The organism is Stenotrophomonas sp. 2YAF22, assembly GCF_052114665.1.
GTDB lineage: Bacteria > Pseudomonadota > Gammaproteobacteria > Xanthomonadales > Xanthomonadaceae > Stenotrophomonas > Stenotrophomonas indicatrix.
Genome location: NZ_JBFRFE010000702.1, coordinates 1 through 2,024, shown reverse-complemented (window position 1 = coordinate 2,024; position 2,024 = coordinate 1). Strand labels below are relative to the sequence as shown.

The following is a 2,024-nucleotide window of genomic DNA, read 5'->3' as shown; positions in this document are numbered from 1 at the left end:
GGGGTGTCCGCGGCATGGATGCCGCGGCCAAGCCCCCAGGGACGGGTTTACGGCGTCCCCCGCAACCGGACCCACCCCGCCAACCCAAGGAATGCACGCTTTTGCTGTTGCTCTGGCCTTGGCTTCGGCGGGTGCCGGGCGCAGCCCGGCCGTACCTTACTTCTCGATGCCCGGGCCGAAGATCAGCTCGGTGCCATCCTTCAGCTTGAGCTTCTCCGCCTGGCCGGCATTGAGTTCCAGCACGAAGCGTGCCGGGCCACCGCTGGGGTAGGGCGGGCACATGTCACCGGCCGAGCACGGCGGCACGTCGCGCTGCTGGCTCACCAGCCGCCGCTCGCTGTCGAAGTACAGGATGTCCAGCGCGATCTTGGTGTTCTTCATCCAGTACGCCTGCATTTCCTCGCGGTCATGCACGAACAGCATGCCGTGGTCCTCGGCCATCTGGTCGCGGAACATCAACCCGCGCGCACGGGTTTCATCGTTGGTGGCCAGTTCAACGTCATAGCGCGCACCATCAAGTTCCACCCAGTGGCGGGCAGCATCGGTGGCGCAGCCGGTCAGGGCCAGCAGCGGGAGCATCAGCAGTGAGCGCAGCAACGACATCGTCAGGGTCCTTCGAAAGGGTCAGAGCACGATCGGCGGCTCGCCGCCGACGATCACCACATCGGCACGGCGCCGTGCGAACAGGCCGACGCAGACCACGCCCGGCAGCTGGTTGAGCTCACGCTCGAGCTTTTCCGGATCGGTGATCTGCAGGTTGTGGATGTCCAGGATCTGGTTGCCGTTGTCGGTCACCACGCCCTCGCGCCAGGTCGGCTGGCCCCCGGTCATGTCGCGGATCTGGCGGGCGACCAGGCTGCGTGCCATCGGGATCACTTCCACCGGCAGCGGGAACCTGCCCAGCACCGGTACCTGCTTGCTCGGGTCGACGATGCAGACGAAGCGCTCGCTGGCCTCGGCGATGATCTTCTCGCGGGTCAGCGCAGCGCCGCCGCCCTTTATCAGGCACTTGTTGGCATCGCACTCGTCGGCGCCATCCACGTACAGCGACAGGGTGCCGGTGTGGTTCAGCTCGATCACCTCGATGCCATGCTGCTTCAGGCGCGCGGTGCTCTGTTCGGAACTGGACACCGCACCCTTGATGCGATGCTGGATGCGGGCCAGCGCATCAATGAAATAGGCGACGGTGGAACCGGTACCGACACCGACGATCATGCCGTCTTCGACGTACTCGATGGCCTTTTCGGCGGCCAGGCGCTTGGCTTCAGACATTGCGGAGAGCTCTCAGGCAGGGAATCAGGATTTCTTTTCCAGCGACAGCAGCAGCTTCCACTGCGCAGCGGTCACCGGGAACACCGACAGGCGGTTGCCCTTGGCAACCAGCGGGAAGCCTTCGCCGAGTTCCTCGGCATGCAGCTTGATCTCGTCCAGCGCGATCACCTGCTTGAGCTTGCGGTCGAAGGCCACGTCCACCAGCATCCAGCGCGGGTTCTCGCGCGTGCTCTTGGGATCGTGGTAGTCGGATTTCGGGTCGAACTGGGTGTCGTCCGGATAGGCCGCGCTGGCCACCGTGGCCAGGCCGACGATGCCTGGCACCTTGGTATTGGAGTGGTAGAACAGGATGCCGTCACCGACCTGCATGCCATCGCGCATGAAATTGCGCGCCTGGTAGTTGCGCACGCCGTTCCAGGGTTCAACCTTGACCTTGGCCAGGTCATCGATGGAAAAAGCGTCCGGTTCGGACTTCATCAGCCAGTAGCGCTTGCGGGCGGTCATGCGTTCACGGGGGCAGCGGAAGGGAGCAGGGTGCCGGCTTCAGTGCAGATCGCATCCACCGGCACGTCCCAGGACGCTACCGRCAAGGACTCGACCTGCTGCACCGAGAATGCCGCGCCAACCAGCCAGGGTGGCGCCGGCCGATCATGGCGGAAGGCGAAGCTGCGATCATACCAGCCGCCTCCCATGCCCAGCCGTCGGCACTGTGCGTCGAAGCCCACCAGCGGCGTCACCACCAGGGCCATCTG

4 protein-coding genes are annotated in these 2,024 nt (G+C 65.1%); all 4 read right to left on the bottom strand.

The window, feature by feature from the left end; all coding sequences use genetic code 11:
- Positions 1 to 156: 156 nt before the first annotated feature.
- Positions 157 to 603, bottom strand: a complete 447-nt coding sequence (locus AB4Y84_RS20145) for a DUF192 domain-containing protein (protein WP_025874195.1) — start codon at positions 601 to 603, stop codon at positions 157 to 159.
- A gap of 21 nt (positions 604 to 624) precedes the next feature.
- Positions 625 to 1,272, bottom strand: coding sequence for a ribose-5-phosphate isomerase RpiA (gene rpiA, locus AB4Y84_RS20140; protein WP_099820806.1), 648 nt, complete (start codon positions 1,270 to 1,272; stop codon positions 625 to 627).
- A 24-nt stretch (positions 1,273 to 1,296) separates the two neighbouring features.
- A complete protein-coding gene (locus AB4Y84_RS20135) occupies positions 1,297 to 1,776 on the bottom strand; it encodes an EVE domain-containing protein (RefSeq protein ID WP_025874197.1) in 480 nt (159 codons plus the stop codon).
- Positions 1,773 to 2,024, bottom strand: a 252-nt coding sequence (locus tag AB4Y84_RS20130; protein WP_442250770.1) for a 5-formyltetrahydrofolate cyclo-ligase, incomplete at its 5' end; no start/stop codon positions are given. The genes AB4Y84_RS20135 and AB4Y84_RS20130, both read right to left, overlap by 4 nt.

What these genes read in the sequence shown, in the direction of transcription:
- AB4Y84_RS20145 (WP_025874195.1), bottom strand. Translation starts at nt 603, where the DNA reads ATGTCGTTGCTGCGCTCACTGCTGATGCTCCCGCTGCTGGCCCTGACC.
- rpiA (WP_099820806.1), bottom strand. Translation starts at nt 1,272, where the DNA reads ATGTCTGAAGCCAAGCGCCTGGCCGCCGAAAAGGCCATCGAGTACGTC.
- AB4Y84_RS20135 (WP_025874197.1), bottom strand. Translation starts at nt 1,776, where the DNA reads ATGACCGCCCGCAAGCGCTACTGGCTGATGAAGTCCGAACCGGACGCT.